This window comes from Cellulomonas sp. (assembly GCF_017744555.1).
Lineage (GTDB): Bacteria > Actinomycetota > Actinomycetes > Actinomycetales > Cellulomonadaceae > Cellulomonas.
The window spans coordinates 19,556-42,485 of the sequence record NZ_JAGIBD010000021.1; the positions used below are offsets into that span (position 1 = coordinate 19,556).

Genomic DNA, 22,930 nt, shown 5'->3' on the forward strand with positions numbered 1-22,930 from the left:
GCGGACAGCAGCAGCACATGCACGGGGCCGCCGTGTCGGCACACATGGGCCGACACGAGAGGAGGCTCCCGGACGCGATCACCGCACGAGGTTGTCATGCGAACGGCGGAGGCGGGAGTCCCGGTCCGGATGATGAGACTTCTTCCCGAGATGTGGGACGCGCGTCCAGGAAGGGTGTAGGCGCCGCGTCCGGTGAGCCTCGTCACCGCGGGACGAAGGTCCACCGACGCCGCCTTACGCTTTCCAGGTGACCCACCCCGACGGCGCGCACCTCGCCGCGCCCTCTGCGCGCGAGGGCGTGCCGGCCTCCCTCACCGAGCGGCGCCCCGTCGTGACGCCGGACCGGCTGCTCGCCGAGCTCGTGCCTCCGCGGCACTTCGCCGAGGCGTCGTTCGACTCGTACGTCCCGGACGCGGCGCACCCCACCCAGCGGGCCGCCGTCGAGCGGCTGCGCGCCGCCGCGCGGACCATCTCGTCGGGCGGGCAGCGCAAGGGGTTGTTCCGCAAGGCCGCTGCGCCCGTCGCGGTGTACCTCGACGGCGGGTTCGGGGTCGGCAAGACCCACCTGCTCACGTCCCTCGCGCACGCCGTCGGCACGCACGCCAGCGCCTACGGCACGTTCGTCGAGTACACCAACCTGGTCGGCGCCCTCGGGTTCCAGCCGACCGTCGAGGCGCTCGCGACCCGCAGGCTCGTCTGCATCGACGAGTTCGAGCTCGACGACCCGGGCGACACCGTCCTCATGAGCCGCCTGCTGCGTGAGCTCACCGACCGGGGCGTCGCGCTCGCCGCCACGTCGAACACGCTGCCCGGCTCGCTCGGCGAGGGCCGGTTCGCGGCCGACGACTTCATGCGCGAGATCCAGGCGCTCGCCGCCCGCTTCGAGGTGCTGCGCGTCGACGGCGACGACTACCGGCACCGGGCCGTGGTGACGGACGCCGACGGGCTCGGCGAGGACGCCGTCCGTGCCGCCGTCGCCGGCCGCCCGGACGCGACGCTCGACGACTTCGAGACGCTGCTCGACCACCTCGCGACCGTGCACCCCAGCCGGTACGGTGCGCTGCTCGACGGCGTCGGGCTCGTCGGGCTCACCGGCATCGGACCGGTACCCACGCAGGACGTGGCGCTGCGGCTCGTCGTGCTCGTCGACCGGCTGTACGACCGCGACGTGCCCGTGTTCCTCGGCGGCGCGGGGGAGCGGGCGCTGTTCTCGGAGGAGATGCTCGCCGGCGGGTACCGCAAGAAGTACTACCGGGCGCTGTCGCGGCTCGGGTCGCTCGCCGCGGACGGCGCGGCGCTGCTCGCCTGAGCTGACGTCCTGCTCACGCGGCCGGTGGGACGAGGACCGCGACCGAGCGGGGGCCGAGACCGACCAGGACGCCGCCGTCGTCGACGGTCAGCGTGACGGGCTCCCACGCCTCGGCCAGGTCGAGCGGGCCGTCGACGTCGACCCGGACGTCCTGCGGCGCGTCGGACAGGTTCGCCACGACGCGCGCGTCCCCGCGGTGCACCACGAGCCAGCCGTCGAACGCACCCTCGCCGCCCGCACCGTCGCCCCACGTGAGGTCCGTCGCGGCGAGGTCGCCCGATGCGAGGTCCGGGACGGACCGGCGCAGCGCGATCAGGCGGCGGTACCAGTCGAGCACGCGAGCGTGCGGCTCCGACGTCGTCTCCGACCGGTCCAGCACGCTGCGCCGGAACGTGTCGGGCGACTGCGGGTCGGGGACGTCGACGTCCTCGCCGTACAGGTCGCGCCAGCCGTGCCCGCCGAACTCCGCGCGCCGCCCTCGGCTCACCGCGGCGCCGAGGTCGGCGTCGGGGTACGACGTGAAGTACTGCCACGGGGTCGACGCAGCCCACTCCTCGCCCATGAACAGCATCGGCGTGAACGGCGACAGCAGCACGAGCGCTGCCTCCACGGCGAGCTGCCCGGGGGCCAGGCGCGCGGAGGGGCGGTCGCCGAGCGCGCGGTTGCCGACCTGGTCGTGGTTGGACGCAGCCACGACGAACCGGTGCCCGTCGGTGCCGGGCGGCACGGGCCCACCCCACGTGCGGCCGCGGAACGTCGACCACGTGCCGGCGTGCACGAACGCGCCGGTCAGTGCCGTCCGGAGCACCTGAGGGCTGCCGAAGTCGACGTAGTAGCCGTGCCGCTCGCCCGTCACGAGCGTGTGGATCGCGTGGTGCACGTCGTCGGCCCACTGCGCGGTCATGCCGAGGCCGTCGGGCGTCGGCGCGACGGTCGTCGGGTCGTTGAGGTCGGACTCCGCGACGAGCGACAGCGGGCGGCCCAGCTCGGCGGACAGAGCCGCGACCTCGTCGGAGAGCTGGGCGAGCAGGTGCCGGCCCGAGCCGTCGACGAGGGCGTGGACGGCGTCGAGGCGCAGCGCGTCGACGTGGAAGTCGCGCAGCCACCCGAGGGCGCTGTCGCAGATCCATCGGCGGACCTCGTGCGACCCCTCCTGGTCGAGGTTGACCGCCGCGCCCCACGGCGTGTGGTGTGCGTCGGTGAAGTAGGGGCCGAACTCGGCGAGGTAGTTGCCGGACGGGCCGAGGTGGTTGTGCACGACGTCGAGGCACACTCCGAGGCCGCGGGCGTGCGCGGCGTCGACGAAGCGCTGCAGGGCGGCCGGCCCGCCGTAGGGCTCGTGCACCGCGGAGATCGCGACGCCGTCGTAGCCCCACCCGTGCGGCCCGTCGAACGCCGCGAGCGGCATGAGCTCGACGACGTCGACCCCGAGGGCGACGAGGTCGTCGAGGTGCTCCACCGCGGAGTCGAGCGTGCCGCCGGGCGTGAACGTGCCGACGTGCAGCTCGTACAGCACGCGCCCGCGGACGTCGACGCCCGACCAGCCGTCGTCCGTCCACGTCCACGACGCGGGGTCGAGCACCCGGCTGGGTCCGTGGACGCCGTCGGGCTGCCAGCGGCTGCGCGGGTCGGGGCGCAGCGGCCCGCCGTCGAGCGAGAAGGCGTAGTCGGTGCCCGGCTCGAGCGTGGCGCCGTCCCACCAGCCGCCGCCGACGCGCGCGAGCGGACTGCGCTCGCCGGTGGCGGTGAGCACGACGTCGACCTGGTGGGCCGCCGGCGCCCAGACGCGGGTCATGCGACGGCTCGCACGAGCAGCGCGACCGGCAGCCGGTCGAGCAGCGGGCCGACCTCGACGACGCCCCCGGCGACGGGCCGGTCCGTCAGCACGTCGTGCCACTCACCCTCGGGCAGGGCAACCGTGTGGTCGGCCCAGCCGCCGAGCCGGTCGACGGCGGCGGCGAGCCGGGTCGCGACGACGGCGACCTGCGGGTCGCCGTCGACGGTCCGCGCGTAGGTGAGGCTGTGGCCCGACGAGTGGGCCAGCGGCAGGAACCCGCTGTCGGGCCCGACGAACGCCTCCGGTACCTCGCGGCGGACCCGTAGGGCGCGGGACGTGACGAGCAGCTTCTCGTCGGCGAGGTCGCGAGGGCCGGCGCCGTCGTCGAGGCGGGCGAGCCGCTCCGAGAGCGCGTCGGTGTCGACGGGCCGGCGGTTGTCGGGGTCGACGAGGGTGACCGCCGGGACCTCGGTGCCCTGGTACACGTCGGGGACTCCGGGCAGGGTGAGCTGGACGAGCTTGGTGCCGAGCGTCGCGGCCCGGACCGCAGGCCGGGTGCGCAGCTCCCAGTCGGCGAGCAGGCCGACCGCCACCGGGTCGTCGAGCGCGCGTCGGGCCGCCTCGAGCACGGCGTTCTCGTAGGCCTCGTCGGGGGCCGTCCACGTGGTGTGGCTCTTCGCCTCGCGGATCGCCTTGGTGAGGTACTCCGTGAGCCGGTCGGTCGCGATCGGGCCCTCGCTGGTCCACGTACCCGCGAGCGTCTGCCACAGCAGGTACTCGGTCCTACCGTCGAGGAGCGCCGACCGGTACGGCGCGGACGTCGCCCGCAGCGCGTCGACGAGCGCACCCCACTCGTGCGGCAGCTCGCTGAGCACGCCGAGCCGGGCGCGCGTGTCCTCGCTGCGCTTGGTGTCGTGCGTCGTGAGGGTCGTCATGCCGAGCGGGGAGGAGACCTGCAGGTACGACGCCCACGCCGCGAGGTCCGTGGGCGTGAGCGCGAACCGCTCGGGCTCGCCGCCGACCTCGCACAGGCCCACGAGGTGCGTCCAGCGGTAGAAGGCGGTGTCCTCGACGCCCTTCGCGGTCACGGCGCCGCACGTCTGCTGGAACCGGACGATGAGCTCGTCGCGCCGACGGCCGCGCGTGCGTCCCGCGCTGCCGACCTCCCGGCCCAGCAGCAGGTCGACGAGCACGTCCATGGTCGCCTCGCGCTCGGGCGACAACCGCGTGCGCGCGACCCGTGCCGCCTCCTCGACGACGGCGACCGCCTCGGCAGGCGCCGGCGTGCCCGGCACGACGTACGCCCGGTACCGGTCGAACGCGACGAGCAGCTCGATCAGACAGTCCTCGAGCGCGCGCCAGGTGTGGTCGCGCAGGCGCAGGTCCTCCCGGCAGATGCCCGCCGCGAGCGCGGTGAGGCGGTGCACCTCGGCATAGAGGGGGCCGTCGACGATCTCCCGCTTGGCGCCCTCGGCGATCGCCGGGAACGCGTCGGACGTGTCCCCGGTGAGCCGGTGCATGACGGCGCCCAGCCAGGCGGCGCCGCCCGGGTCGACGAACGTCTGCTGGATGCGCCACAGCGCGTCGTACCCGGTGGTGCCCGCCGTGTCCCAGTCGGGCGGGAGCTCCTCGTCGCCCTGCAGGATCTTCTCGACGACCACCCAGGCGCCGGCCGTCGCGTCGCGCAGGCGCGCCAGGTAGCGCGCGGGGTCGGCGAGGCCGTCGGGGTGGTCGATGCGCAGCCCGTCGATCGTGCCGTCGGCGAGCAGCGAGCGCACGAGCGCGTGCGTCGCGTCGAACACCTCGGGGTCCTCGACCCTGATCGCGACGAGCGTGCCCACGTCGAAGAAGCGCCGGTAGTTGAGCTCCTCGTCGGCGACCCGCCAGTACGCGAGGCGGTAGTGCTGACGCTCCACGAGCTCGATGAGCGGGAGCGCCTCCGTGCCGGGACGCACGGGGAACACGTGGTCGTAGTAGCGCAGCACCGTCCGCACGCCCTCGCCCGGCACGTCCACCTCGTCGAGCCGCAGCTCGTCCCGCGCGAGCACGGCGCCGATCCGGTCGCCCAGGACGGGCATGAGCACGTCGCCCTCGCCCGCGGACCAGTCGACGTCGAACCACGACGCGTACGGCGACTGCGGACCCTCGGCGAGCACCGACCACAGCGGCTTGTTGTGCCAGACGGGCGTCGGGACCGCCATGTGGTTCGGGACGATGTCGAGGACCAGCCCGAGGCCCTCGGCGTGCGCGGCGTCCGCGAGCCGGCGCAGCGCGGGCAGGCCGCCCAGCGTGGGGGCGACCTCGTCGTGGTCGACGACGTCGTAGCCGTGCATCGACCCCGGGGCCGCCGTCAGGATCGGGGACAGGTACACGTGCGTGACGCCGAGCCGGGACAGGTACGGCACCTGCGCGGCGACGTCGTCGAGCGTCAGGTCGGGCCCGAGCTGCACGCGGTACGTGGACACCGGCACGGGCCTGCCCGCGGCGGGCAGCCGCCGTGCCGGTGTCGCGCGCGCGTCCGTCACTGCCCGTCCCGGGCGGAGCCCGTGCGCCGCCGCGGCGGGTCCTGCGGGACCGGCTCGTTCCGGGCGCCCTTCGCGACCTTCGACGCCTCGCGGGCAGCCTCCGCGATCACACCGGTGCCCGACGCGGTCGGCACGGCCTCGAGCGGCGGTCGCGTGAACACGACGACCGACCGGCCGGACAGCGTGAGCGCCTCCCCGGCGACCGCCTCGGTACCCGGCGGGAACTTCGAGTCGGTGTCGACCACCGCCGTCCACACGGGGGAGTAGTCGTCGTGCGGGAGCGTGAACGTCGCGTCGTCCGGCTGCCCGTTGAACAGCACCAGGAAGCTGTCGTCCGTGATCTCCTCGCCGCGGGCGTCGGGCTCGACGATCGCATCACCGTTGAGGAACACCATGACGGCCCGGGCCTGGGCGGCCTGCCACTCCTCGTCCTCCATGTGCGAGCCGTCGGGCGAGAACCACGCGATGTCGCGCAGGTCCGACTCGCCGCCCCGCTCCGGGAGGCCCGCGAAGAACCGGCGACGACGGAACACCTGGTGCCGGCGGCGCAGCCGCACGAGCCGTTGCGTGAACTCGAGCAGGTTCGTGCGGGCCTCGTCGAGGTCCCAGTCCACCCACGACAGCTCGTTGTCCTGGCAGTACACGTTGTTGTTGCCCTGCTGCGTGCGGCCGAGCTCGTCGCCGTGCGCGATCATCGGCACGCCCTGCGACAGCAGCAGCGTCGTGAGGAAGTTGCGCTGCTGGCGGCCGCGCAGCGTCAAGATCTCCGGATCGTCCGTCGGGCCCTCGACGCCGCAGTTCCACGACCGGTTCCAGCCCTCGCCGTCCCGGTTGTCCTCGCCGTTCGCCTCGTTGTGCTTCTCGTTGTACGAGACCAGGTCCGCGATCGTGAACCCGTCGTGCGCCGTCACGAAGTTGACGCTCGCGATCGGTGCCCGGCCCGTGTGCTCGTACAGGTCCGACGAGCCCGACAGCCGGCTCGCGAACTCGCCCAGCGTCGACGGCTCGCCCCGCCAGAAGTCGCGCACGGTGTCGCGGTACTTGCCGTTCCACTCCGACCACAGCGGCGGGAACCCGCCCACCTGATATCCGCCGTCGCCGACGTCCCACGGCTCTGCGATGAGCTTGACCTGCGAGATCACCGGGTCCTGGTGGACCAGGTCGAAGAACGCCGACAGCCGGTCGACCTCGTGGAACTGGCGCGCCAGCGTCGCCGCGAGGTCGAACCGGAACCCGTCGACGTGCATCTCGGTGACCCAGTAGCGCAGCGAGTCCATGATCAGCTGGAGCACGTGCGGCGAGCGCATGAGCAGCGAGTTGCCCGTGCCCGTCGTGTCGAAGTAGTGCGCCCGCTCGTTGTCGACGAGGCGGTAGTAGTTCGCGTTGTCCAGGCCGCGGAAGCTCAGCGTCGGGCCCAGGTGGTTGCCCTCGGCGGTGTGGTTGTAGACCACGTCGAGGATCACCTCGATGTCGGCCGCGTGCAGCTCCTTGACCATCGTCTTGAACTCCTGCACCTGCTGCCCGGGACCCTGGTAGGCGGCGTACCCGTTGTGCGGCGCGAAGAACCCGATCGTGTTGTAGCCCCAGTAGTTCGACAGGCCCTTCTCCTGCAGCGAGGGGTCGTTGACGAACTGGTGCACCGGCATCAGCTCGACCGCCGTCACGCCGAGCGTCGTGAGGTGCTCGATCACCGCCGGGTGCGCCAGGCCCGCGTACGTGCCGCGCAGCTCCTCGGGCACCGCCGGGTGCAGTTTCGTCAGACCCTTGACGTGCGCCTCGTAGATGACCGACTCGTGGTACTCGTGGTCCGGCGGTCGGTCGAACCCCCAGTCGAAGTACGGGTTGATGACGACCGACGTCATGGTGTGCCCGAGCGAGTCGTCGTCGTTGCGCTCGTCGGGCGCGTCGAAGCGGTACGAGTACAGCGACGGGTCGCCGTCGACCTGCCCGTCGATCGCCTTCGCGTACGGGTCGAGCAGCAGCTTGTTCGGGTTGCACCGCTGACCCTGCGAGGGGTCGTACGGGCCGTGCACCCGGTAGCCGTACCGCTGCCCGGGCATGACTGCGGGCATGTACCCGTGCCAGACGTAGGCGTCGACCTCCGTCAGCTCGATCCGGGTCTCCGAGCCGTCGTCCGCGACGAGGCACAGCTCGACCCGTTCGGCGACCTCGGAGAACACGGCGAAGTTGGTCCCGCTGCCGTCGTAGGTCGCACCGAGCGGGTAGGGGCGTCCAGGCCAGATGCGCATGCGCCCAATGTGCCAGCCAGGTCCGGGGACGGCGCGGGCTGCGGGCAGATGTGGGCCGGCTCACACGGGGGTTGCACGGGGTGGCCAGGGCTGGTCGGCTGGGGGCCGTCCGACGCGGCGGTCGCCAGGGCCACCCGCGGAACAGCTTCGGAGGTCTCCCGGTGAGCGGTCGGGTCGTGGTGGTGGGTGCGGGGCTCGCAGGTGCGAAGACGGTCGAGGCGCTGCGCGCCGGCGGGTACGACGGGACGGTGACCCTCATCGGCACGGAGACCGACCGGCCCTACGAGCGCCCGCCCCTGTCCAAGGGCTACCTGCTCGGCACCGACGAGCGCGACGCCGCCTTCGTCCACGCCGCCGACTGGTACGCCGCCCACGACGTCGACCTGCGCACCGGCACCACCGTCCGGACCCTCGACCTCGCCGGTCACGACGTGATCGACGACACCGGCACCCGCACCGGGTTCGACCACCTCGTCCTCGCCACCGGCTCCGAGCCGCGTCGCCTCGACGTCCCCGGCGCCCAGCTCGACGGCGTCGTCTACCTGCGCACCCTCGGCGACAGCGACCGCCTCCGCGCCGCGCTCGTCCCCGGCACCCGCGTCGTCGTGGTCGGCGGTGGCTGGATCGGCCTCGAGGTCGCCGCCGCGGCGCGCGCCGCCGGCTGCGAGGTCAGCGTGCTCGTCCGCGACCCGATGCCTCTGCTGCACGTGCTCGGCCCCGAGCTCGCCGCGATGTTCGCCGACCTGCACCGCGGCAACGGGGTCGACCTGCGCACCCGCACCGAGGTGGCCGAGGTCGTCGCCACCGGCGACGGGACCCGCGTCGGCGCGGTGGCGCTCGCGGACGGGACACAGGTGGACGCCGACCTCGTCGTCGTCGGCATCGGCGCGGCGCCCAGGGTCGGCCTCGCGCGCGACGCCGGGCTCACCGTCGAGGACGGCGTGGTCGTCGACGCGCACCTGCGGTCCTCCGACCCGCACGTCCTGGCCGTCGGCGACATCGCACGCGCCGCGCACCCGCTGCTCGGTACGCACGTCCGGGTCGAGCACTGGGCCACCGCGCTCAACCAGCCGGCCACCGCCGCCGCGACGATCCTCGGCCGGGACGAGCCGTACGACCGGCTGCCGTACTTCTTCACCGACCAGTACGAGCTCGGCATGGAGTACGTCGGGTGGGTCGGACCGCACGGGTACGACGAGGTCGTGGTGCGTGGCGACCTCGGCAGCCGGGAGCTCGTCGCGTTCTGGCGGCGCGAGGGACGGGTCGTCGCCGGGATGAACGTCAACGTGTGGGACGTCGTCGACGACGTCCAGGCACTCATCCGCTCCGGGGCGGTCGTGGAGCGCGACCGGCTGGCCGACACGAGCGTGCCGCTGACCGACCTGGTCTGACGACCAGGTCGGTCCGAAACGATTCCGTCCCACCAGGACCGGCCGCACGCGTCTGACCTGCTGGTACGTTCCGAGTCGTCGCTCTGGTGAGCGACCACGGGGCACCCGTGGCCGGCGTCTGGCGAGCCGCCGCGACGGGTCACTCGGTCGGCGGGAGCGGCTCTGTACCTCCCGCCGACCGAGCTGGTGGGGTCTCAGGCCTGCGCGGCGACGGGAACCGTCCGGTCGACCGCGCGACGCACCACCTCGTCGTCCTGGGCGCCCTCCGCCCGCCACGCGAGCTGCTCGACGGCTCCGTTCCCGCGCCGGAGCACGTGCCCCAGCAGCCGCTCGACGAGCTCGAGGTCGCCCGCGTCGACGAGCGCGTTGTGCACGTGGTCGAGGAGCTCGCCGACCACGTCGGCCGCGGGCCGGGGGAGACCGTCCGACGGGCTCACGAGGTCGCCCGACAGCCCGGACCGCGCCGCCCGCCAGGTCGCGGCACGCAGCAGCTCGGTGCGCGGATGGTCGTCGCGACGCCCCTCGCGCACCGCGGTCTCCGCGAGCGCGCGCACCAGGCCGGCCTGCAGCACCGCGTCGCCGGCGTCGAGACACACGTCGGCGACCCGCACCTCGACCGTCGGGTAGTGCGCGGACAGTCGGGCGTCGAAGTACACCATCCCGTCGTCCAGGATCGTGCCGGAGCGCAGCAGGTCGGCGACGACCCGGCGGTACCCGGCCCCGTCGCCGAAGGGTGCCGTCGGGCCGGCCGTCGGCCAGCGCCCCCACACCTGCGACCGGTAGCTCGCGTACCCGGTGGTGCGACCCTGCCACGACGGGCTGTTCGCGCTGAGTGCCAGCAGCACCGGGGTCCAGGCGCGCAGGTGGTCGAGCACCAGGACGCCCTCGTCGTCGTCCGCCACCTCCACGTGCACATGGCAGCCGCACGTCAGCTGCTCGCGCGCCGTCTGGCCGAACCGGGCCCGGATCTCGTGCGCGCGGCGGTCCGCGAGGACCGTCGACTCGACCGCCTGCGGCGCGGTCCCGAGCGCCGCGATGCGGGCACCCGCCCGCCGGGCGTACGCGTCGGCGACCTCGCGACCGGCACGCACCTCGGCGAGCAGGTCTGTCAGCGACTGCCGGGGCCGCGTCGAGATCTCGACCTGTTCTTGCTTGAACTCCTTCTCGATCGACCCGCCGGGCTCGTCGCGGCCGGGGGCCGGCACGGCGGGCGGGTCCAACGACGCGAACCGCAGCACCGCTCCCGACACGGCGTGCGGCGCGCCGTCAGGCGTCACCAGCAGGAACTCCTCTTCGACCCCGAGCGTGCGCATCCGCTCAGTGTGGGCGAGCGGCGGCCGTCTCGCCCGGTGCAGGCGCTCCTCGGGGGTCTGTGGCGCCCGGTGTCCCGGCCCGCGCGACCACGACGACGCCGACGACGACCAGCACGAACGCGACGAATGCGAGCCACCCGCGCCCTGCCTGCGCGCGGTCGCCGGCGAGGACGACGCCCACGACGGCGCTGGCGACCGTCTCCACGCCGACCATGAGCGCGGTGACCGTCACGACGGGGGCGTGGCGCAGCGCGAGGGCGGACAGGCCGAGCCCGGTCCCGCCGGCGACGACCGCGCACCAAGCAGCAGGTTCGGTGAGCAGCACTGCCGGGCTCAGCACCGGCAGCGTCCGTGCGGCGAGCGCGAGCACCGAGAACGACGCGCCCGCCACGCACGCCAGGACGAGGCCGCGGCCGGCGGTCGCGCGTCCGAGGCCGACGAGCGCTCCGCTCGCAACGAGGACGACCGTGGCGACGACGACCGCCGTCGTGGTCGCGCCGTCCGTGGTCGCCGGCGCCACCTCGACGGAGAGCGCGAGCACGACGAGCCCCGCGGCCGTGGCACCGAGGCCCGCCCACTCGAGCGCGCGCAGTCGCGCGCCCAGCACGACCACCGACAGCACCGCGGCGACGCCCAGGCTGGACGCACGTCCGGCCTGGACCACGAACAGCGGCAAGGAGCGCAGCGCCACCGCCGCCAGGGCGAAGCCGGACGCCACCAGGAGCAGCGCGACGAGGTACACCCGGTCGGACGCGAGGCGACGCGCCATCGACGCGCCCAGTCCGAGCTCGGCGGGCAGCCGGCGGGCCGAGACGGCCTGCAGCACGACTGCCGTCCCGGAGCACAGAGCTGCCGCGGCGACGCACGCGAGCGCCACTATCACACTGGACCTCCTGGGCGAATCGGACGCGGACCTGACCTCAGGGCAGTCGGAGACACCCTATGCTCCCCACGTCGACGCGTCCGTCGACGTCACACGAGGGGGGCCAGTGGTGCACACCGCGGAGCGTGAGAGCGCACCCGCGGTCCCGACCACCCAGGTCCCGGCGACCAAGGCGCTCGGCGCGTTCGCGCTGGTAGCCGCCGCACTCACCGTCGTCGTGGCGATCGCGGACCGGACCGGACCGCGGCAACGAATCCGCCCCAGCGGGAGTTCGTGGCTCGACGGCTGGCACCAGTACGACGCGGGCTGGTACCAGCAGATCGCGGAGCACGGCTACTCGTACACCCCCGGTCAGCAGTCGTCCATCGCGTTCTTCCCTGTCTACCCGATGGGGGTGCGTGCGCTGAGCACGCTCGTCGGCGACACGGCGCTGGCCGGCACGCTGCTCGCGCTCCTGGCAGGGGCCGCCTCCGTCGTGCTGTTCGCGCGCTGGGCGTGGGCGCGGCTCTCTCGGCGCTCGGCCGTCGCGGCCGTCGGCGTGCTCCTGCTGTACCCGTACGCCATGTTCCTCTATGGCGCGATGTACGCCGACTCGTTGTTCCTGCTGTGCGCGATCGCCTCGTTCGTGCTGCTCGAGCGCCGCTGGTACCTCGCAGCGGGCCTCGTCGGCGCGCTCGCCACCGCCGGCCGGCCGGTGGGCGTCGCGGTGGTCGTCGGACTCGTGGTCCGGACGCTCGAGATGATCGCCCAGGACCGCGCCGGAGACGGCCGCGTCGGACCGGGCGAGCTGCTCGGCGCGGTCCGCCTCGTGCGACCGCGCCAGCTCGGAGTCCTCGCGTCGCTCCTCGGCATCGGTGGCTGGTGCGCGTACCTCTGGCTCCAGTTCGGCGACCCGGTGGCCTTCGTCGCGGTCGAGTCCGCGCCGGGATGGGACCAGGGGGCCGGACCGAGGACGTGGTTCAAGATCGCGTACGCCGGGACCATGGTGAAGGGGCCGCGCGACATCGCCGTGCTGCTGACGATCCAGGCGATCGTCTGCCTGTGCGCCGTGCTGCTGCTGCGGCGGGTGTGGCAGCGGTTCGGCTGGGGCTATCTCGCCTACGCGGCGGTCGTGCTCGCGATCCCGATCCTCGGCACCAAGGACTTCATGGGGACCGGCCGGTACGCCCTGGTCGCATTCCCGGTGCTCGCTGCCGCGGGCGACTACCTCGCGACCCGCCGCCACCGGTGGGTGCTCGTGGCGGTGCTGTCCGTGAGCGCGGCACTCCTGCTCGTCCTGACCTGGTTCTTCGGTAGATCTGTTGAGGTGTCGTGACCGTCCACCACGAGCCGTTCAAGCGGCTGTCCATCTTCTTCCCGATGTGGAACGAGGAGCAGTACATCCGGCGCGCGGTGGACGCCGCGCGCGGGGAGTGCGACGAGCTCGTCGAGAACGGGCAGATCCTCGACTACGAGCTCATCGTCGTCGACGACGCGTCGAGCGACCGGACGGGTGCCATCGCGGACGAGCTCGCTGCCGAGGACCGTCACGTCGTCGTCGTCCACCACGAGCGCAACCGCAAGCTCGGCGGGTCGATCAAGAGCGGCTTCGCGGCGGCGTCGGGCGACGTGGTGCTCTACACCGACGCAGACCTCCCTTTCGAGATGACGGAGGTCTCGCGCGCGCTGCGGGTGCTGCGGACGTACGAGGCGGACATGATCAGCGCGTACCGCCTCGACCGGACCGGCGAAGGGCCGCGCCGGGCCGTGTACTCGTTCCTGTACAACGGCCTCGTGCGCGCGCTGTTCGGGACGCGGCTGCGCGACATCAACTTCGCGTTCAAGCTGTGCCGTCGTGAGGTGCTCGACCACGTGAGCCTCGTGAGCGAGAGCTCGTTCATCGACGCGGAGCTCGTGGTCCGCACGCAGAAGGCCGGGTTCCAGATCCTCCAGATCGGCGTGGACTACTTCCCGCGTACCCGAGGTGTCTCGACGCTGTCGTCGTTCGGCGTCATCCGCGCCATGGTGCGGGAGATGCTTCAGCTGCGCCGCGACCTCACGCACCTTGCGCCGGTCGCGCCCCGCGAGCACCCGTGACGCGTCTGCTCATCGTCACGGCCGACGACCTCGGCCTGACCGTCGGCGTCAACGAGGCCGTCCGCCGCGCTCACGTCGACGGCGTGGTCACCGCGACGTCGCTCCTGGCCGTCGGGCGGGCGTTCGACGACGCGGCGGCCATGCTGCGCGACCTGCCGACGCTCGAGGTCGGGGCGCACCTGGCGATCGTCGGCGAGGATCCGCCGCTGCTGTCGGCGCGGGAGATCCCGACGCTCGTCGACTCGGGCGGGTCGTTCCCGCTGAGCTACCGCACCGTCGTGGCACGCGGGCTGGCCGGACTGATCGACCCGGACGACGTGCGGCGCGAGCTGGGCGCGCAGCTCGAACGGGTGCGCGGCGTCGGCGTGCCCGTGACGCACCTGGACACGCACCAGCACACGCACCTCTGGCCGGCCGTGGCGTGTGTCGTCGCCGACCTCGCCGTGACGGCGGGCGTGCCGGCCGTGCGCCTGCCCCGCAGCCACCGGCACGGTCCGCTGGGCCTCGGCGTCTCGTTGCTGTCGGCCGGGACCGGCCGCACGCTGCGGCGCGCCGGACGGGTCTCGCCGGACGACTACGCGGGACTCGACGAGGCGGGCGCGCTCGACGCGGCACGCTTCGGCCGGACCCTCGACGCCGTCCGCCGTCGGGCCGCGCCGTCCGTCGAGATCAACGCGCACCCGTCCGTCCCGGGCGACCCGGACCTCGACCGCTTCGCGTGGTCGTACCGGTGGGCCGACGAGCTCGCGATGCTCACCGACCCCGCGGTGCGCCGTCGCATCGAGTCCGCCGGCTACCGGCTCGGCGGGTTCGCCGACCTGGTTCCGACCTCCGGAGGGACGACATGACGTCACGACGGCCCGACGCGTCGGGGCGGGCCGCGCTCGCCCTGTTCCGGGACGCGCCCCTCGGCGTGCGCGTGCACACGCGCGTGCGCTGGTTCAGCGCGCCGTTCCCCGCGATCGCCGACGCGCTCCCGCCGGCGGGCCGTGTGCTCGAGATCGGGTGCGGCCACGGGCTGTTCAGCGCCTACGCCGCACTGGCGGCCCCCGGACGCGAGGTTCTCGGGGTCGACATCGACGCGGACAAGGTCGCGCACGGGCGCGCCGCCGTCCAGGGTGTGAAGCGCCTCGAGCTGGATGTCGCCCCGGACGGCGCGGTGCCCGAGGGGCCGTGGGACGCCGTCGTCGTCGTCGACGTGCTCTACCTCCTGCCCGCTCAGGCCCAGCGGCGGCTCCTCACGGAGGCCGCGTCGCGGCTCGCGCCGGAAGGGGTCCTCGTCATCAAGGAGATGGGCACGACACCGCGGTGGAAGGCTCGCTGGAACACGTTCCAGGAGACGCTGTCGGTCAAGGTGCTGCGCATCACCGAGGGGTCGTCGTTCGACTTCGTCGCGCCCGAGACGACCGCGGGCTGGCTCACCGACCTCGGCCTGACGGTGCAGGCGCACCGCCTCGACGCCGGCCGGGTGCACCCGCACCACCTGCTCGTCGCCCGGCGCGCCTGACGGGTCAGCCGAGCAGCCCGGCGACGAGCGCGCCGAGCACCAGCCCCGCGCCGGCGAGCCAGACCAGCGTGGGCAGCCGGTCGACGAGCCGTCGCCTCACGTCCTCACCACCTCTCCGTCGCGCACCTCGACACCGACGGGTGGAAGCGGACGGGTCGCGGGCCCCTGCACGACCTCGCCCGTCGCCGCGTCGAACGCGCTGCCGTGGCACGGGCAGTGGATCTCGCCGCCGCGCACGTCGCGCACGAGGCAGCCCTGGTGGGTGCACACCGCGGAGAACCCGTGCACGGCCGACCCCTCGCGCGTCAGCACGACCTTCAGGTCGGCGAGCACGACCCCGCCGCCGTCGGGGACGTCGGTGAGCGGGGCGAGCCGGTCCTGGGCCGACCCGTGACCCGAGCTGCTGCCGCCGTCGGTGCCCCCGCCGCCGTCCGACCCGTAACCCGACGGCCCCGAGCCCGCCGCGGGGGCGATCGCCCGGAACCCGACGAAGCCCACGACGCCCGCGACGGCCACGACGCCCGCGCCCTCGAGCACAGCGCGCCGGCCTGGACCGGTCGTCCTGTCGTCCACGGCCACCTCCGCCTACACCAGCGCGTACCCGGAGCGCGTGAAGAACCACAGCGCCGAGCTGAACCACACCACGAGCAGCACCACGGCCAGCAGGCCGCCGAGCAGCGGGATCGTCCCGCGCGGCAGGGACGGCAGGCGCAGCGCGAGCATCTTCGCCGCGAACACCCCGTACAGCAGGCAGCCGGCCACCGCGTGCACGACGACGCGGGCGTCGTCATCCGTGATCCCGAGCGACCACACGCAGTGGAACATCACCGGGAGCGTGAGCAGGAACGCCACCGCGCCCGTCCACCGGTGCGTGGGCGAGATCCAGCGTGCGGACGGGTCGACGCCCGGCAGGTGCCCCCACATCGCGAGCGCGCTGAGCACCTGCACGACGACGAGGAGGGCCGCGGCGGTGGTCAGCCACGCCTTCATCTGGAGCATGCCGCTGAACCCGAGCGTCGTCAGCGCGGCGCCGTCGCCGGGATGCACGCGGGCGTACGCGGCGAGCGACGCGGACACCGCCAGACCGAGCGCGCCGATGCCGGCGAGCGCCCAGTTCCGTGCCGGCGTCACGCGGTCGCCGACCTCCGCCGCTGCGCCCATCGCGACCTCCTGCCGCACGCCCCGCCGTGCGTCCCGTCCAGGTATGCACCTCTCGTCCGCGCGGCGCAAGGGCGGGGCGACGTGCGTCGTTGCTCACGTGCCCGTGCGGCGACTACCACAGGCACGTGACCTGCGGTTAGCCTGCTGGCTACGTGCGCCGGAACGTGTCTCGCCACATGCGCACGAGAACAGCCTGACGGAAGAGCCGCGCCCTGGGGGCAGGCCGGCTCGGACCCACCAGGCGCCGTCACCAGACGAAGGACGTCCGTGGTCTCCGCCACCCAGGCCGAACGGCCCGCCACCACCCGCTCGCGCACCGCGACGCTGCGGGAGCTCGCGCTCGTGGTCGGCCTGTACGTCGCCTACAGCGCCACGCGGCTCGCGGTCGGCGGGCAGTGGGGTGCCGCGCGGGAGCACGCGGACCAGCTGCTGCACGTCGAGCGGGCGGTGCACCTCGACGTCGAGCTGTGGCTCAACACGGTCGTCACCCCCGTCACGTGGCTCGCGGTGCCCGCGTCGTTCTGGTACTCGACGATGCACTTCATCGTGACGCCCGCGGTGCTGGTCGTCCTGTACCGCCGGCACCCTGTGCTGTACCGGCCGGCCCGCACCGCGCTCATGGCGGCGACCCTCGTCGCGCTGCTGGGCTACTACTTCTTCCCGACCGCACCGCCGCGCCTCGTCGGCGGCGGCTACGTGGACACGCTCTCAGAGACGTCGGGCTACGGCTGGTGGCCGTCGGCGGCGGAGACGGCAGCCGGCGGCTCGGGCTCGGTGACGAACCAGGTGGCCGCGATGCCGTCGATGCACGTCGGGTGGGCGCTGTGGGTGAGCATCGTGCTCGCGACGCTCGCGCGACGGTGGTGGCTCAAGGTGCTCGCGTACGCGTACGTCGCGACGACGACCTCGGTGGTCGTGCTGACCGCGAACCACTGGGTGCTCGACGCGGTCGCCGGCGTGGTGCTGGTCGGCGGGTGCTGGGTCGTCGCGTCGCGGGCGCACCGCCCGCCACCGGCGTCGACGCAGGCACCGGTCCACGACCTGGGTCGCCGTCCGGCGGACGACGTGGACGACGGGCGGACGCTCGCCGCGAGCTGAGCGGCGTCAGCTGCGCAGCGAGGCGACGATGAACGCCTGCGTGAGCAGGAAGCCCGTCACGAGGTTGAGCCACAGGAACCGGCGCCAGCCCCGGTGCGCCTGCTCGCAGGCGCCGTCGTCGAGGTCGCGGAACGGCGCGACCGAGGCCAGGTAGACGAGCGGGACGACGGCCGCGAACGCGGCGGGCGCGCCGGCGGCGAGCATGAGCAGGGCCGACGCCGCGTACGCGGCCATGGAGAGCCGCACCGTCCGCCGTGCCCCCAGGACAGTCGCGATCGAGCCGATGCCGGCGCTCCGGTCCGCGGTGATGTCCTGGACCGCACCGAACGCGTGCGACGCGGCACCCCAGAGGAAGAACGCCGCGAGCGTCGCGACCACGGGCACCGTGAACGGGCCCCCGGCGAGCGCGATCGCGAACACCGCCGGGCTGACGAAGTGGGTGCTCGACGTCAGCGAGTCGACGAACGGCCGTTCCTTGAACCGGAGCCGCGGGGCGGAGTACGCCACGACCGCGAACACGCTCACGGCCAGCACGGCCGCGGACGCGACGCCGTCGGCGGCGAGCAGGACGACGAGGAACGGCACGTTCGACAGGACCGCGGACCACAGCGTGGCCCGGTGCCACCGGTCGGACAGGACGGCACCCTCGATGCCGCCCTTGCGCGGGTTGGCCAGGTCGGAGGCGTAGTCGAACACGTCGTTCAGGCCGTACATCAGCAGGTTGTACGGGACGAGGAAGTACACCGTCCCCACGACCAGCAGCCAGCCCGGCTCGCCGCCCGCGAGCAGGTACGCGACCGCGAACGGGTAGGCCGTGTTGATCCAGCTGAGGGGCCGGGACGCGAGGAGCACCTGCCCGAGCCCGGTGAGCGGTCCGGGACGCGCGGTGGCGGGCGCGGCGGTCACGCGGCCACCTCGTCGCGGACCGGCACGGGCGTCAGCAGCACCCACACGGAGGGCAGGGCAAGGGCGGCGGCGACGGGCCACGCGAGGTCCTCGACGGGCGTGAGCCAGACCCGCAGGCCGACGAGCTGTGCGGGGTCGTACCGGAACAGGTCCGCGGCGATCATCAGGCTGTCGAACACGACGGTGAGCGTGAGCAGTACGCCGAGCGTCACGGCCACGGGCGCGGCGAAGGGGACGCCCCGGCGGCGCGCGGCACGGGCGCCGGCAGCGGCGAGCACGGCGACGCCCGCGAGCATGACGAGGTCGAGCACGAGGTAGGTCACGAGCCGGCCTCCCGCATGGGCAGGAGCCGGAGCGCGCCGGTGAACACCACCATGGTCAGGTACGAGAAGAACGTCACGAACACGAGCTCCTCGACCGGCAGGTGCGGCGCGACCTCGACGCCGAGCAGCGCGTCGCCGCGGCCCCGCTCGAAGATGCCGCGCGCGATCGCGACGGCGTCCCAGCACAGGAACATCGCGACGCCGGCGGCGAGCACGGCGAGCGCCCGCCGCGGACGGTGCCACACGAACAGCCGGTGCCGGGCGTCGAGCAGCACGACGCCCGCGAGGCTCACGACGAGCGCGAGGACGTACCAGCCCCTCATCGGCGCTCCCCGGCAGGAGCCGTGCGGGTGGACGGGGCGAGCGGGGTCGGCAGCGGGCGCGACGAGGTGTCTCCGCGCAGGCGCTTGACGGCGAGCTCGGCGCTGATGAGGCACATGGGCAGGCCGACGCCGGGGATGGTCGAGCCGCCGGCGTACAGCAGGCCACCGACCTTCGCGGACGCGTTGCGCCCCCGCCACCAGGCGCTCTGGCGCAGCACGTGCGCCGGACCGAGCGCGCCGCCCGACCATGACGAGAGCTCGCGCGCGAAGTCGGCCGGGCCGGCCGTCCGACGGACCTCGACCCGGTCGGCGAGGTCGGGGATGCCGACGACCTGGGCGAGGCGGTGGATCGCCGCGTCCGCGACCTGCTCGACGACGGGGTCGCCGCGCCCCCCGAGCGACACGTCGGCCGGGACCGGGACGAGCAGGAACAGGTTCTCGGAGTCGGGTGGTGCCACGGTGGGGTCGGTCCGGGACGGCGCGCACACGTACATCGACGCGGGCTCGGGCACGTGGCGGTCGGCGCCGAAGATCGCGTCGACGTTGGCCTGCCAGTCGGCCGCGAAGACCAGGCCGTGGTGCGTGAGCTCGGGCACCCGCCCACGGACACCCAGGTAGACCAGCACGGCACCCGGTCCGGGGTCGCGGTCGGCCCACCACTGCTCCGGGTAGGTCCGCAGGTCCGGCGGCAGGAGGGCCGTCTCCAGATGGTGCAGGTCGCCTGCGCCCACGACGACGTCCGCCGGGGCGACGTGCTCACGGCCTTCGGCGTCGAGGTACTGCACGCCGGACACGCGCGGCGCGGGCGAGGTCGTGGTGACGACGCCGACGACGCGGGTACCCGTCCGGACGGTGGCGCCCTCGCGGGTGGCGAGCCGCACGAGCGCGTCCACGAGCGTGCCGAACCCGCCGAGCGGGTACAGCACGCCGTCGGCCAGGTCGGCGTGGCTCATGAGGTGGTACAGCGCGGGCGCCCGGTCGGGCGACGTGCCGAGGAACACCGCGGGGTACCCGAGCACGCGGCGGAGGCGCTCGTCGCGGAACCGCCGGCCGACGTACCGGTCGAGCGTCTGCGCGACGAGCGGCAGGAGCCTCGGCACGCGGCGCAGGACGGCGGGGGACAGCAGGCGGGGGAGCGACTGGAACGTCGAGTAGAGCAGGTGCTCGCGGGCGACCTCGGTCGTGTCCCGCGCCGAGGCCAGGTACCGGCGCAGCCTCCGGCCCGCGCCGGGCTCGACCGACTCGAACAGCGCGACGGTGTCGTCCGCGTCCGAGCGCACCTCCAGCGGCTCGGCGCCGCTCGTGAACCACGCCCGGTACGCCGGGTCGAGGCGCACCAGGTCGAGCTCCTCGTCCGCGCTCGTGCCCAGCAGGGCGAAGAAGTGCTCGAAGACCTCGGGCATGAGGTACCACGAGGGACCGGTGTCGAACCGGAAGCCGGCGGACTCCCACGTCCCGGCACGGCCGCCCACCTCGTCGCGCTGCTCCAGCACCTCGACGTCGTAGCCCTCGCGCGCGAGCAGCGCGGCGGTGGCGAGCCCGGCGACGCCGGCTCCGATGACGACCGCGCGCCCGCGCGTCGCGGCGGTCACGGGCGCACCGCCCTGGCCGGCACGAACCGGGCGGCGGTCTGCCCGACGAGCGTGCGGGCCACGACGAACGCCTTGACCCGCGCCGGGACGCGCACCCGGCGCTGCTCGATCGTCGACGCCGGCGTGGCGCGCAGCCGCCGGGACAGGGCGGCGAACAGGTCGTGCGCCGCCCGCACGCCACGACGGCTCGACGGCGGCAGGGCGGCGATCGCCCGCGCAGCCGCCGCGAGGTCGGCGTCGATGTCGTCGAGCAGCGCGTCCCGCGCGGCGTCGGTGAGGTGGCCCGTGCCGACGCCGGGGAAGTAGCCGCGTCCGAGCTGGTCGCGGTCCGCGGCGAGGTCGCGCAGGAAGTTGACCTTCTGGAACGCCGCGCCGAGCCTGCTGGCACCGTCGGCGAGCGCGGCGTACCGGGCGTCACGCTCGGCGGGCGTCCCGGGCTCGCACGCGACGAAGATCCGCAGGCACATGAGGCCGACGACTTCCGCCGATCCGTGCACGTACGTCGCGAACGACCCGTCGTCGTGGGTGGACCGCACCAGGTCGGTCCGCATCGAGGCGAAGAACGGGTCGACGAGCTCGGCGCCGATGCCGCACTCGCGCGCCGTGAGGGCGAACGCGTGCACGACGAGGTTGGTGGAGAACCCGCGGGCCGTCGCGCGCGCGGTCTCGGCCTGCAGGTCGTCGAGGATCGCGGCCCGGTCGGCGTGGGACAGCGGCAGCGCGGCCGCGTCGACCACCTCGTCCGCGAGCCGCACGAGGCCGTACACGTTGCGCACGTGCCCGCGGACGGGCTCGTCGAGCAGCCGGCACGCGCGCGCGAACGACGTGGAGTAGCGGGTGATCACGCAGCTCGCGCTCGCCCGTGCGACCGCGTCGTAGAGGGCCGCCGACGACGGTTCCGCGCTCACGCCGCCCGCCTCGTCCCGGAGAGCAGGTCCTCGGTGAGGCGCTCGATGACGGGGGCGACGGCCCGCAGGTCACGCGCGAGGAGCCGCGCCTCGCGGACGTGCTGGTCGAGCAGCTCCTCCACGAGCTCGCGCGACCCGCAGGCCGTGAGCGCGGCGCGGACGTCGTCGGCGGCCGCCCGGGTGAGGTGGGGGTCGCCCAGGTGCGGCGCGATCGCCGGCCACGCGCTGGTGGAGCGGGCGTGCACGACGAGCGCGGTGACGGTGCCCTCGCGCAGGTCGGAGAGCGTGCTCTTGCCCGTCTCGGCCTCGTCGCCGAACGTGCCGAGCAGGTCGTCCTGGAGCTGGAAGGCGATCCCGACGAGCCGCCCGAGGCGGTCGAGCGCGGGCAGGACGGCGGCCGGTGCCTGCGCCAGGATCGCGCCGGCCCGCATCGGCAACGAGAACGAGTAGACGGCGGTCTTCTGCTCCTCGACGGTGAGCACGTCGGCCAGGGTCGGGTGGTCGACGTGCAGGCCCAGCCGGACGTCGCCGAGCTCGCCGGCGGCTGTGACGCGCACGGTCTCGTCGAGCAGGTCGAGCAGCCGGGCGACCGTCTCGCGGTCGGTGTCGACGGTCGCGACGAGCCGGGTGGCGCCGACGAGCGCGAGGTCACCCGCGAGGATGCCTGCGGCCTGCCCGTACCGCTGGGCACGGGAGGCCGAGGCCCCCGCGGCGCGTCCGCGTGCCTCGAACGCGCCCGAGACGTTGGGGCGACCACGACGGTGCAGGTCGCGGTCGATGACGTCGTCGTGCATGACGAACGCGGTGTGCAGCAGCTCGACGGCGTCGCCGACGTGCTGTGCGAGCTCGGGCCGGGTGCCGCCGAACGCCTCGTACGTCGCCTGCAGCAGCGCGGGCCGCAACCCCTTGCCGCCGACGGCGGCGTCGCCCATCGCGTCCCACAGCGCGCGCGCCTCGCCGCGGGACGCGCCGGCCGCGCCGGTCGCGAAGAACTCGGCGAAGACCCGACGGTCGAGCACCTGCGCGGTCATGACGCACGCGCCAGGGTGCCGGGCGTGCCGATCTCGGCGAGCCGCCGCACCTGCTCGACCATCCAGGGGCTGAACGCCCAGGGCGTGGCGGCGACGGCCCGTCCGAGGTCGACGGTCTCGACCCAGCGGACCTCCGCGACCTCGTCGGGGCTCGGCGTGACCTGCTCGTCGGTGGTCGCGAACCAAACGGGGCAGATCTCGTTCTCGACGACGCCTCCGGCGTCGGTCGCCCGGTACCGGAAGTCCGGCAGGAGCTCCTCGAGGCCGTCCACCGCGATGCCGAGCTCGCGGCGGGCGTGACGGGCGATCGCGTCGGTCATGTGCTCGCCGGGCCGCGGGTGGCCGCAGAACGAGTTGGTCCACACGCCCGGCCAGGTCGCCTTCGTCAGCGCGCGCCGGGTGACCAGGAGCCGCCCGGCGGGCGAGAACAGGTAGCACGAGAAGGCGAGGTGCAGGGGCGTGGCGGTGGTGTGCACGGTGGGCCGCGGCGCCGTGCCGCAGGGGTGACCGTGCTCGTCGAGGAGGACGACGAGGTCGTCGTGGGCCGTGGTGGTCATC

At 74.1% G+C, this 22,930-nt stretch carries 21 protein-coding genes; 7 read left to right on the top strand and 14 right to left on the bottom strand.

All coding sequences use genetic code 11. The annotated features are described in order from the left end of the window. Positions 1-247 precede the first annotated feature (247 nt). Positions 248-1,309 carry a cell division protein ZapE gene (gene zapE / locus J7523_RS13820; protein ID WP_291887598.1) on the top strand — a complete coding sequence of 354 codons (1,062 nt, stop codon included), beginning with the start codon at positions 248-250 and terminating at the stop codon, positions 1,307-1,309. Between the two features lie 13 nt (positions 1,310-1,322). On the opposite strand, the gene treZ is transcribed toward zapE, so the two are convergent. From treZ to glgX, 3 genes are read right to left on the bottom strand one after another with little or no spacing between them, the layout of a single operon-like run. Beyond that, positions 1,323-3,104, bottom strand: a complete 1,782-nt coding sequence (gene treZ / locus J7523_RS13825) for a malto-oligosyltrehalose trehalohydrolase (RefSeq protein WP_291887601.1) — start codon at positions 3,102-3,104, stop codon at positions 1,323-1,325. Next, positions 3,101-5,611, bottom strand: coding sequence for a malto-oligosyltrehalose synthase (treY, locus tag J7523_RS13830; protein WP_291887604.1), 2,511 nt, complete (start codon positions 5,609-5,611; stop codon positions 3,101-3,103). The genes treZ and treY overlap by 4 nt, the downstream gene beginning before the upstream one ends. Beyond that, on the bottom strand, positions 5,608-7,860 hold the full coding sequence (gene glgX, locus J7523_RS13835) for a glycogen debranching protein GlgX (RefSeq protein ID WP_291887606.1): 2,253 nt from the start codon (positions 7,858-7,860) through the stop codon (positions 5,608-5,610). The genes treY and glgX overlap by 4 nt, the downstream gene beginning before the upstream one ends. A 161-nt stretch (positions 7,861-8,021) precedes the next feature. On the opposite strand from glgX, the gene J7523_RS13840 reads away from it, so the two are divergent. After that, positions 8,022-9,251 (top strand): FAD-dependent oxidoreductase, encoded by a 1,230-nt coding sequence (locus J7523_RS13840; RefSeq protein WP_291887608.1) that lies wholly within the window; start codon positions 8,022-8,024, stop codon positions 9,249-9,251. Between the two features lie 194 nt (positions 9,252-9,445). On the opposite strand, the gene J7523_RS13845 is transcribed toward J7523_RS13840, so the two are convergent. Together J7523_RS13845 and J7523_RS13850 are read right to left on the bottom strand one after the other, a co-directional pair. Further along, on the bottom strand, positions 9,446-10,564 hold the full coding sequence (locus tag J7523_RS13845; RefSeq protein ID WP_291887611.1) for a glutamate--cysteine ligase: 1,119 nt from the start codon (positions 10,562-10,564) through the stop codon (positions 9,446-9,448). Between the two features lie 4 nt (positions 10,565-10,568). Beyond that, the gene (locus tag J7523_RS13850) at positions 10,569-11,441 is read right to left on the bottom strand and encodes a hypothetical protein (protein WP_291887614.1); all 873 of its coding nucleotides are present in this window, start codon (positions 11,439-11,441) and stop codon (positions 10,569-10,571) included. 112 nt (positions 11,442-11,553) lie between these two features. Between J7523_RS13850 and J7523_RS13855 the strand changes: the two genes are divergently transcribed. From J7523_RS13855 to J7523_RS13870, 4 genes are read left to right on the top strand one after another with little or no spacing between them, the layout of a single operon-like run. Further along, complete coding sequence (locus J7523_RS13855; protein ID WP_291887616.1) at positions 11,554-12,762, top strand: mannosyltransferase family protein; 1,209 nt, start codon at positions 11,554-11,556, stop codon at positions 12,760-12,762. Further along, a complete protein-coding gene (locus tag J7523_RS13860; protein ID WP_291887619.1) occupies positions 12,759-13,523 on the top strand; it encodes a glycosyltransferase family 2 protein in 765 nt (254 codons plus the stop codon). The genes J7523_RS13855 and J7523_RS13860 overlap by 4 nt, the downstream gene beginning before the upstream one ends. After that, positions 13,520-14,371 carry a ChbG/HpnK family deacetylase gene (locus tag J7523_RS13865; protein ID WP_291887622.1) on the top strand — a complete coding sequence of 284 codons (852 nt, stop codon included), beginning with the start codon at positions 13,520-13,522 and terminating at the stop codon, positions 14,369-14,371. The genes J7523_RS13860 and J7523_RS13865 overlap by 4 nt, the downstream gene beginning before the upstream one ends. Then, positions 14,368-15,030 (top strand): class I SAM-dependent methyltransferase, encoded by a 663-nt coding sequence (locus J7523_RS13870; RefSeq protein ID WP_291887624.1) that lies wholly within the window; start codon positions 14,368-14,370, stop codon positions 15,028-15,030. The genes J7523_RS13865 and J7523_RS13870 overlap by 4 nt, the downstream gene beginning before the upstream one ends. A 96-nt stretch (positions 15,031-15,126) precedes the next feature. Here J7523_RS13870 and J7523_RS13875 read toward each other — a convergent pair whose 3' ends face one another. Both J7523_RS13875 and J7523_RS13880 read right to left on the bottom strand, forming a co-directional pair. Further along, positions 15,127-15,603, bottom strand: a complete 477-nt coding sequence (locus J7523_RS13875) for a Rieske (2Fe-2S) protein (RefSeq protein WP_291887626.1) — start codon at positions 15,601-15,603, stop codon at positions 15,127-15,129. 12 nt (positions 15,604-15,615) lie between these two features. Further along, positions 15,616-16,191, bottom strand: a complete 576-nt coding sequence (locus J7523_RS13880; RefSeq protein WP_291887629.1) for a DUF6529 family protein — start codon at positions 16,189-16,191, stop codon at positions 15,616-15,618. A gap of 267 nt (positions 16,192-16,458) precedes the next feature. Between J7523_RS13880 and J7523_RS13885 the strand changes: the two genes are divergently transcribed. Beyond that, the gene (locus tag J7523_RS13885) at positions 16,459-17,289 is read left to right on the top strand and encodes a phosphatase PAP2 family protein (protein WP_291887632.1); all 831 of its coding nucleotides are present in this window, start codon (positions 16,459-16,461) and stop codon (positions 17,287-17,289) included. Positions 17,290-17,295: 6 nt separating this feature from the next. Here the strand turns inward: J7523_RS13885 and J7523_RS13890 are convergent, their stop codons facing one another. Genes J7523_RS13890 through idi form a run of 7 tightly spaced genes read right to left on the bottom strand, consistent with a single transcriptional unit; the run spans position 17,296 to position 22,929 of the window. Continuing rightward, complete coding sequence (locus J7523_RS13890) at positions 17,296-18,195, bottom strand: prenyltransferase (protein WP_291887635.1); 900 nt, start codon at positions 18,193-18,195, stop codon at positions 17,296-17,298. Continuing rightward, the gene (locus J7523_RS13895; protein ID WP_291887637.1) at positions 18,192-18,518 is read right to left on the bottom strand and encodes a lycopene cyclase domain-containing protein; all 327 of its coding nucleotides are present in this window, start codon (positions 18,516-18,518) and stop codon (positions 18,192-18,194) included. The genes J7523_RS13890 and J7523_RS13895 overlap by 4 nt, the downstream gene beginning before the upstream one ends. After that, positions 18,515-18,841, bottom strand: coding sequence for a lycopene cyclase domain-containing protein (locus J7523_RS13900; RefSeq protein ID WP_291887639.1), 327 nt, complete (start codon positions 18,839-18,841; stop codon positions 18,515-18,517). The genes J7523_RS13895 and J7523_RS13900 overlap by 4 nt, the downstream gene beginning before the upstream one ends. After that, the gene (crtI, locus tag J7523_RS13905; RefSeq protein WP_291887641.1) at positions 18,838-20,433 is read right to left on the bottom strand and encodes a phytoene desaturase family protein; all 1,596 of its coding nucleotides are present in this window, start codon (positions 20,431-20,433) and stop codon (positions 18,838-18,840) included. Before crtI ends, J7523_RS13900 begins: the two co-directional genes overlap by 4 nt. Then, positions 20,430-21,341: a squalene/phytoene synthase family protein gene (locus tag J7523_RS13910; protein WP_291887644.1), complete on the bottom strand. Its 912-nt coding sequence runs from the start codon at positions 21,339-21,341 to the stop codon at positions 20,430-20,432. The genes crtI and J7523_RS13910 overlap by 4 nt, the downstream gene beginning before the upstream one ends. Beyond that, positions 21,338-22,372, bottom strand: coding sequence for a polyprenyl synthetase family protein (locus J7523_RS13915; RefSeq protein WP_291887647.1), 1,035 nt, complete (start codon positions 22,370-22,372; stop codon positions 21,338-21,340). The genes J7523_RS13910 and J7523_RS13915 overlap by 4 nt, the downstream gene beginning before the upstream one ends. Further along, a complete protein-coding gene (gene idi / locus J7523_RS13920; protein ID WP_291887650.1) occupies positions 22,369-22,929 on the bottom strand; it encodes an isopentenyl-diphosphate Delta-isomerase in 561 nt (186 codons plus the stop codon). Before idi ends, J7523_RS13915 begins: the two co-directional genes overlap by 4 nt. Position 22,930: the final 1 nt, after the last annotated feature.